We start from the raw sequence: 7,908 nt of genomic DNA, 5'->3' as shown, positions 1-7,908 counted from the left end.
CGGGACAAGCCCGCTCCCACAGGTACGGCGCAAGCCTTGAGACTTGCGCTGTACCTGTGGGAGCGGGCTTGTCCCGCGAATGGGGCGCAACGCGGCCCCAGCAATCTCCAGTCAGAACCCTACGCTGGCCTGCACATAAAAGGTCCGCGGCTCACCTACATAGAGGCCGGCGTTGTTGTCGCTGGAGCGGGTGAAATACTGCTTGTCGAACAGGTTCTTCACCCCCGCCGCCAGCTTCAGGTTGGACATCTCTGGCCCGAACTCATACCCGCCACGGGCATGCCAGGTCACGTAACCCGGGATATCACCATACTGCCCATCCGCACTCGGCTCGGTGATGTAGTCGCCGTTGAAGCTGCCATCGGCATTGATCCCGGTCCCCGGTGCGCGCTGCCTGGATTGGGCATAGGCGTCCAGGTTCCAGGTCCAGCGGTTAACCGCGTAACGCACGCCGGCGGTGGCCACCTGACGTGAATAGAACGGTAGGTCACGGCCCTTGAAGCCCGGGATTTCACCTTCATACGTGGCCCGGGTAAAGGTGTAACCACCATTCACCGAAAGCCCTTCCAGGCGCGGGTCCAGCCCAGCCAGGTCATAACGCACCGAAGCCTCGATACCCTGGTGCTTGGTCGCCCCGAGGTTGGTCCAGCCTACGTCGTTGCTGATGTACTGCAGTTCGTCATCAAAGTCGATGTAGAACGCGGTCAGTTCACCCGCGAAACCGCCATTGTCATAACGCGTGCCGATTTCGTAGGTCTTGGCCTTTTCCGGCTCCAGGCCATTGGCCGTGCTGTTGCCAGTACCGCCTTGGCCCAGCTGGAAGTACTGCAAACTCCCGAACGAGGTTTCGTAGTTGGCGAACACTTTCCACGCGTCGGAGATGTGGTACATCACGCTCAGGGCCGGCAGTGGCTCGTTACTGGTGATGCTGCGCTTCTTCTCCGCCACCGGGCGGTTGTTGGCATCCAGCACCGGGCGGTCGCGCCAGTCGGTATTGATGTGCTCGAAGCGGATGCCCGGCGTGATGGTCCAGTTGCCCACATCGATCTTGTCGTCGATGTAGTACGCGCTGGCCTCGGTGCCGCCGCTGCGGTCCTGGAACACATGGCCGTCAGAGGTCGGGGTCACGGTCGGCACGTTGTCGATCAGCGCCAGGCGGGTCGACTGTTCGCGCATCGCTTCCTTCAGGTAGCGATAGCCCACGCTGACTTCCTGAGTGGTGGGGCCGGCAAAGAAGATGCGCGACACCCGTGGCTCGATGGCGAAGGTGTGGTAGTTGCGCGGGTAAGAGGACAGGGTCTTCATGTCACGCGAGGCGATGGCGCTGCCGCGGAAGCTGTCGGTGTAATACGTCAGTACTTCGAACTGGGTGGCATCGTCGAGCTGGCGTTGCCACTTGAACGACACATCCTTGCGCCTGCCGGCGAAGTAGTCGTAGTCGCGCAGCGACTGATAAGGGTTGCTGTCGTACTGCGCCTGGGTCAGGCCGCCGGGCATGTCGGCACGGCCATCGTAATAATGGAAGTTGAGCCAGAACTCATCGACATCGGTGGGCGCCCAGTGGGTCTTGAGGATGACGTCGTCGATGTCGTTGCCATTATTGCTTTCACGGTAACCGTTGCCGTTCACCCCGGTGTACAGCAGCGCCACGCCCATGCCGTTGTCCGCCGTGCCGCCGACGAAGGCCGACTCGGTGTGCTTCCAGCCGCCGTGCTGGGAGGTTTCAAGGGTGGTGGACAGTTCCGCCGAGGCCTTTTCCGGAATCGCCCGGGTGACGAAATTGATCACCCCACCCACGTTCTGCGGGCCATAGCGCACCGAACCGGCACCACGCACCACATCGATGCTGTCCAGGTTGCCTGAGGAAATCGGCGCCATCGACAGCTGTGGCTGGCCATACGGCGCGAAGGCGGCCGGGATGCCGTCGATCAATACGGTGGAGCGTGGCGACAGGCGCGAGGTGAGGCCGCGTACGCCCACGTTCAGCGACAGGTCGCTGCCGCCGGTACCGTTGGAGTCCTGCACCTGTACACCCGGGATGCCACGCAGTACGTCGCGCACGCTCATCGCGCCCTGCTCAACCATTGCCTCGCGGCGCACCACGGTGCGGGCGCCGGGGTGGTTCTGCACCACGCTTTGCTGGGCATCGCCCAACCAGTCACCGACCACCTTGATGTCGGTGGGCGCCAGCTCCAGGCTGCCGCTGCCCAGGTCGAGGGCCGTCGGCAGCGGCTTTACCACCACGGTGTCCTGGGACATCTCGAAGGTCAGCCCGCTGCCTTGCAGCAACTGTTGCAACGCCTGCACCGGCGCCAGGTTGCCGGACACCGCCGGGGCCTGTTTGCCCGCCACCAGCTCGGGGCTGAAGAACAGCTGCAGGTTGGTTTGCTGGCCGAGCTGGTTCAGTGCCGAACCCAGCGGTTGGGCCTGGATCTGGAGGGTTTTGCCCGCCTCTGCGGCCTGGCTGTTGACGGTCACGGCGCTGACCGCCAAGGCCAGCGACAGGGCGCGCAAGCGTAATAAAGGCTTGTTGTTGTTCACGTCGTCGAAACTTCCTGAATGCGGAATAAACGCCAACTGCATGCAAATGGAAATGCTTGGCAGTTGCAGCTGGCGAGGAAGACGAACGAGCGAAAAAAAACCTGAATCTATTTCGCGATTATTTCGCGGGAGCCATCTTCATGGGCCTTGATGGCCACCGGCAGGATGCTCGGCAAGGCCCGCAACAGTGCGTCGGTGTCGTCGGTGCTGAAGGTACTCGAAAGGCGCATCTGGGCGACTTTACCGGGGGCAACGCGCAACGGCTGGCTACGGTAGCGCGATGCTTCGGCCACCACTTCGGCGAGGGTGGCGTTGTCGAACACCAGCTTGCCCTGGCGCCACGCTGTGACGGCAGCCGTATTGACTGCGTAGGGGGCGGTCACCGCGCCTTGTGCATCTATGTGCGAACCCTGGCCAGCCGCAAGCTGCGCCAGGGCGGCGCCCTTGCCCTGCACACGCACCGAACCCTGCTCTACCGCGACACGGGTACTGGCCGGGTCCAGACGCACATCAAAGCGGGTACCGGTCACGGTCACACGGCCTTGAGCTGTGTCCACCACAAACGGCCTGGCACTGTCGTGGGCGACGCTGAACATCACCTCGCCGGCATTCAGGCGGATATGCCGCTGGCCAGCGCTGAACTCGACCTGCAACTGTGTACTGCCATTGAGCTCCAGTTGCGAGCCATCCGGCAATTCGACCTGGCGGCGCTCATTGAAGGCAGTCTGCACGCTGGCTTGGTGATTCAGTTGTTGATAGTGCCAGCCGCCCCAGCCCAGCCCCAGTGCCAACACCGCCACACTGGCGGCCAGGGCCTGACGCATGAAGCGCCGACGTGGCAACTGCTGCACCCGGTCCGGTTGGCACAACGCTTCAAGGCGTTGGCGTGGAATGAAGTTGGCGGCCTGCCACACACGGCTGAGGTGCTGGTACTCCTGACGGTGGCGCTCGTCGCTGGCCAACCAGGCGCGCAACTGTTTTTGCAGCCCGGCATCCCGAGGCGCATCCTGCACGCGGGCAAACCATGCGGCCGCCTGCTCGCGGACGGTATCAGTACCGTGCTGTTTCATCGAAAAGGTCTCCTGACGCTTCATGCCGACACATCCAGGTGCTCACGCAAATGCCGGAGCGTGCGGATCATATACTTTTCGACCATGTTCTTGCTCAACCCCATGCGCTCGGCGATCTCGGCCTGGGTCAGGCCCTCGAGCTTCTGCCAGATGAACACCTGGCGGCAGTTCAGCGGTAACTCGGCCAGCGCCCGCTCGACGCTGTCGGCCAGTTCCAGCGCATGCACATAGGCCTCCGGGTCATCGCTGCCGGTGGTGCCATTGTCGATGGCTTCCAGCGCCAGCGCCTGGCGGCGGTCTTCGCGGCGCAAGCCATCTACGGCCAGGTTGCGTGCGGTCTGGTGCAGGTAGGCGCGCGGCTGCTCGACCTGCTCGCGCGGGTTTTCCAATACCCGGACAAAGGCATCGTGGGCGAGGTCCTCGGCCTGCTGACGACTGCGCAGTTTGCGCGTCCAGGTGCCGATCAGCTCATGATAATGATCGAGGAAGCCTTTGTGTCCGGACACGGTCTGGGTCATCAGGGAGGCGGATAAGGGTGCGAATAGTAATGTTTCGCATCAAAACCAGCAAATCCGCCAGTCGGTAACAAAAAATTTATGGAGGATTTCCTGTACGTGGGTACCAGGAAAATGTGGCCATAAATATGAACACCTGAGGCCCATTGGCAGGTGAACCCGCGCCTGCAGGCATTCCACAATCCCTATGGAAGCGGCTTCACCCGCCAAAGCGCCAATACGGTGTATTCCACAATATTTAACGCTTGAAACATCGCAGGGAACATCAGCCGGTCACACGAGTCGGTTATTCACATGGCTGGTCGTCGAGCCAGGTCGATCACGCCCGGATTGCCTGTTGATTCTGCATTCTTCACGCCCTAAAGTGCGCGCCGAACGTCCATGCTGGAAACGATCCATCCGGCTCAAGTACTGAGTAGGCGAACCAAAGTGGGGATACGGAGGACGTTCAGTTTGCAGCCACTTAAATTTTCAGTTTGCCCATGGAGTCCCTGAGCATGTCGATCCAGGTCGAAGATTATTTCGCGCGTGACACCTTCCAGAAAATGAAGGCGTTCGCCGACAAGCAGGAAACCCCGTTCGTACTCATCGATACCCAGATGATCAGCCAGGCCTATGACGACCTGCGTGCGGGCTTCGAGTTCGCCAAGGTCTACTACGCCGTCAAGGCCAACCCTGCCGTCGAAATCATCGACCTGCTCAAAGAGAAAGGTTCGAGCTTCGACATCGCCTCGATCTACGAGCTGGACAAGGTGATGGACCGCGGCGTCAGCGCTGACCGCATCAGCTACGGCAACACCATCAAGAAGTCCAAGGACATCCGCTACTTCTACGAGAAGGGCGTGCGCCTGTACGCCACCGACTCGGAAGCCGACCTGCGCAATATTGCCAAGGCCGCACCGGGTTCGAAAGTGTACGTGCGTATCCTGACTGAAGGCTCCACCACTGCCGACTGGCCACTGTCCCGTAAATTCGGCTGCCAGACCGACATGGCCATGGACCTGCTGATCCTCGCGCGTGACCTGGGCCTGGTGCCTTACGGCATCTCCTTCCACGTGGGCTCGCAGCAGCGCGACATCAGCGTGTGGGACGCCGCCATCGCCAAGGTCAAAGTGATCTTCGAGCGCCTGAAGGAAGAAGACGGCATCGAGCTGAAGCTGATCAACATGGGTGGCGGCTTCCCGGCCAACTACATCACCCGTACCAACAGCCTGGAAACCTACGCCGAAGAAATCATCCGCTTCCTCAAGGAAGACTTTGGTGACGAGCTGCCGGAAATCATCCTGGAGCCAGGCCGTTCGCTGATTGCCAACGCCGGTATCCTGGTCAGCGAAGTGGTGCTGGTGGCGCGCAAATCGCGCACTGCCGTCGAGCGCTGGATCTACACCGACGTGGGCAAGTTTTCTGGCCTGATCGAAACCATGGACGAAGCCATCAAGTTCCCGATCTGGACCGAAAAGAAAGGCGAAGCCGAAGAAGTCGTCATCGCCGGCCCGACCTGCGACAGTGCCGACATCATGTACGAAAACTACAAATACGGCCTGCCGCTGAACCTGGCCATCGGTGACCGCCTGTACTGGCTGTCGACCGGTGCCTACACCACCAGCTACAGCGCGGTGGAATTCAACGGCTTCCCGCCGCTGAAGGCTTACTACCTGTAATGCACAACGGGGCCGCAAGGCCCCGTTCTATCTGCAGCGATACCCCGTACATCACAGAGGCTTGTAATCGGCCAACGTAAAGTGCACCTCATCGCTCGTGACACTATGAGTGCTCAGATAGGCAATGAGGCTGAGCCCCGGGCCGTGGGTTTTGATCTTCACGGTATACCCCAGGCGATCTCGCAAAATGAATGCGGGACGAGCGTTCTCCCCTTCCCCATGCACACCAATCTCCTCGATCTTCCAGAACACATCGTCGGACACTGATCGGTAGAAACCAAGAAATCGATTGAGACTGGAATCCATTTGCCGCCCGAAGTAGTGCGAGCCCTCTGTAACGCAGGTAACCCGATAATGCCGACGGTTATCCCGTCGCTCGATGAAATCGAAGCGCAGCGTCACCGGCGTCGTATTTACTGTATCGAAGGATTCAGGCAGGCACAGCCAGCCAGAATCGGCCATGTCCATGAACGCACTCTCGATGATCATTACGGGCTTGATCGACGTGCCCCAATTAAGACAGTCCAGCTGGGCTGTAAAAGAAGTGTCCAAGTTTATTGCTGTCATACCATTCATCCCCCCGCCCGCACTACGTTTTGATTGAGGGCGAGGAGATTATCGAAGCGCAGGCATGTCTCTAAGCTGTGGACGTTTCCTCGGCAACTCGTTGCTGCAGTTCTTCGGCATAGGCTTGCACATAGGCTGCCATCGGTGCCCCGCCAGTCTGGAGTGTGGCCAGTGCGCTCTTGAGGAAGTTCACATTGCCCTCCTTTCGTGCACGCGCCAGCCAAGGCTCGGCCTCAGCAGCCTGCCCTCGCTCGAGCAGCACCGTCGCGAGGCTGAACATCCCACGAAAGTCTCCCGCCTGCGCCGAGCGCCGATACCAGCGCACGGCCCGCGCGGGGCCCGCCGCCGTGGCAATGCCGAGCTCAAGATAGCGCCCGTACAGGTTCATCGACTTGGCATGGCCCATCTGCGCGGCCTTCTCGTAACAGAGCAGGGCCTGGGCCTGGTTGGCCGGCACCCCACGCCCCGTGGCCAACAGGTTGCCTAAGTTGTAAAGGCCCCAGTCCAGACCGACATCGGCCGCGCGCGCATAGTGAATGGCTGCCTGGGCCACATCCTGATCGCCACCCCAACCATGTTCCAGGCACCGGCCAAGCATGTTGTGCGCCATGGCACTGCCGCCCTGGGCGGCGATACCGAACCAGCGCCGCGCCACGGCCTCATCCGCCTCGATGCCACGCCCGTCGAGCAGGATCTGCCCGAGCAGCAACTGCGCCTCGACCACGCCCTGCCCGGCGGCCGCCAGGATCGCCTGGGCGGCTTGGCCGGGGCTGTGTTCGAGCATGGCCTTGAGGCCGGCGACATCCACCGCTTCTTCACGCCGCAATTGGTAAGACACGGCTCAGACCTCGGCCCAGCGGCGTAGCAGGTTGTGATAGGTGCCGGTCAGTTGTAGCAACGAAGGGTGCTCCGGTACATCGGCAGTCAGTTGCTGTATGGCATTGTCCATCTCGAACAACAGCGCCCGCTGGCTGTCCTCGCGCACCAGGCTTTGAGTCCAGAAGAACGCAGCATAACGCTGGCCCCGGGTCACCGGGTTGACCTTGTGCAGGCTGGTGCCGGGGTACAGCACCAGGTCACCGGCAGCCAGTTTGACCTGCTGCACGCCATAGGTGTCCTGGATCACCAGCTCACCACCGTCGTAGCTGTCCGGGTCGCTGAGGAACAGCGTGGAAGACAGGTCGGTGCGTACCCGCTCCGGGCTGCCCTTGGGCTGACGCAGGGCGTTATCGATATGAAAGCCGAAATTGCCACCCTCGCGGTAGCAGTTGATCAACGGCGGAAACACCTTGTGCGGCAGGGCCGCCGACATGAAGCGCGGGGTTTTCCACAGGCGGTCGATCAGCGCAATGCCGATTTCCTTGGCCAACGGGTGCCCTTCCGGCAACTGCAGGTTGTGTTTGGCCTTGGCCGACTGGTAACCGGCAGTCACCTTGCCATCGGCCCAGTCGGCCTGCTCCAGCGCCTCGCGGATACGGGCCAGTTCGTCAGCGTCAAACAGGCCTGGGATGTGAAGCAGCATGGCGGCAGCACCGTTAGGAAATGTAAAGGCGC

At 61.3% G+C, this 7,908-nt stretch carries 7 protein-coding genes; 1 reads left to right on the top strand and 6 read right to left on the bottom strand.

Going from position 1 to position 7,908, the window contains the following annotated elements; translation table 11 throughout:
- Nucleotides 1–111: 111 nt before the first annotated feature.
- The 3 genes from ACK1VC_RS27195 to ACK1VC_RS27185 all read right to left on the bottom strand — a co-directional run bounded on the left by ACK1VC_RS27195 (nucleotide 112) and on the right by ACK1VC_RS27185 (nucleotide 4,129).
- Nucleotides 112–2,541 carry a TonB-dependent siderophore receptor gene (locus ACK1VC_RS27195; RefSeq protein WP_024717615.1) on the bottom strand — a complete coding sequence of 810 codons (2,430 nt, stop codon included), beginning with the start codon at nucleotides 2,539–2,541 and terminating at the stop codon, nucleotides 112–114.
- Nucleotides 2,542–2,648: 107 nt separating this feature from the next.
- The gene (locus tag ACK1VC_RS27190; protein WP_024717614.1) at nucleotides 2,649–3,611 is read right to left on the bottom strand and encodes a FecR family protein; all 963 of its coding nucleotides are present in this window, start codon (nucleotides 3,609–3,611) and stop codon (nucleotides 2,649–2,651) included.
- Nucleotides 3,612–3,631: 20 nt separating this feature from the next.
- On the bottom strand, nucleotides 3,632–4,129 hold the full coding sequence (locus tag ACK1VC_RS27185; RefSeq protein ID WP_016484990.1) for a sigma-70 family RNA polymerase sigma factor: 498 nt from the start codon (nucleotides 4,127–4,129) through the stop codon (nucleotides 3,632–3,634).
- 494 nt (nucleotides 4,130–4,623) lie between these two features.
- On the opposite strand from ACK1VC_RS27185, the gene ACK1VC_RS27180 reads away from it, so the two are divergent.
- Nucleotides 4,624–5,787, top strand: a complete 1,164-nt coding sequence (locus ACK1VC_RS27180) for a type III PLP-dependent enzyme (protein ID WP_012270610.1) — start codon at nucleotides 4,624–4,626, stop codon at nucleotides 5,785–5,787.
- Nucleotides 5,788–5,838: 51 nt separating this feature from the next.
- On the opposite strand, the gene ACK1VC_RS27175 is transcribed toward ACK1VC_RS27180, so the two are convergent.
- The 3 genes from ACK1VC_RS27175 to ACK1VC_RS27165 all read right to left on the bottom strand — a co-directional run bounded on the left by ACK1VC_RS27175 (nucleotide 5,839) and on the right by ACK1VC_RS27165 (nucleotide 7,876).
- Entirely contained in the window at nucleotides 5,839–6,255 is a 417-nt protein-coding gene (locus ACK1VC_RS27175; RefSeq protein WP_054833427.1) for a hypothetical protein, read from the bottom strand.
- Between the two features lie 169 nt (nucleotides 6,256–6,424).
- A complete protein-coding gene (locus tag ACK1VC_RS27170; RefSeq protein ID WP_016484988.1) occupies nucleotides 6,425–7,192 on the bottom strand; it encodes a tetratricopeptide repeat protein in 768 nt (255 codons plus the stop codon).
- A 3-nt stretch (nucleotides 7,193–7,195) separates the two neighbouring features.
- The gene (locus ACK1VC_RS27165; RefSeq protein ID WP_449118158.1) at nucleotides 7,196–7,876 is read right to left on the bottom strand and encodes a Fe2+-dependent dioxygenase; all 681 of its coding nucleotides are present in this window, start codon (nucleotides 7,874–7,876) and stop codon (nucleotides 7,196–7,198) included.
- Nucleotides 7,877–7,908: the final 32 nt, after the last annotated feature.

It is taken from the genome of Pseudomonas sp. XP2 (assembly GCF_053557975.1).
Note: the sequence above shows the minus strand (reverse complement) of the source record. Positions and strands in the feature narration are given on the sequence as shown.